The organism is Streptomyces griseus subsp. griseus (genome assembly GCF_000720255.1).
Classification (GTDB): Bacteria; Actinomycetota; Actinomycetes; order Streptomycetales; family Streptomycetaceae; genus Streptomyces; species Streptomyces griseus_I.
On record NZ_JOJE01000255.1, the window covers coordinates 1 to 205 of the forward strand.

General features: G+C 68.3%; 1 protein-coding gene. It reads right to left on the reverse strand.

Annotated elements, in window-relative coordinates:
- The coding region (locus tag IG99_RS44020) for a hypothetical protein (protein WP_037684794.1) at nt 1-205 on the reverse strand (205 nt) is incomplete at both ends.

The window sequence follows — 205 nt, forward strand, 5'->3', positions numbered from 1 at the left end:
TATGCCGGTGCAGGTGATTCCGGCCCGGGTGCCGGCCTCGGTCAGGCCGGACTGGTCCATCGGGTAGGACTCGAAGACGACCAGGGTGTCGAAGAGCGTCTGGAGCCCGGTGGACTGCTGGATCTCGGTCAGCCCGTAGTGGTGGTGGTCCAGCAGGCCCGCCTGATGTTCCTGCAGCTCCCTCAGCAGGCCGGCCAGCGTGGCG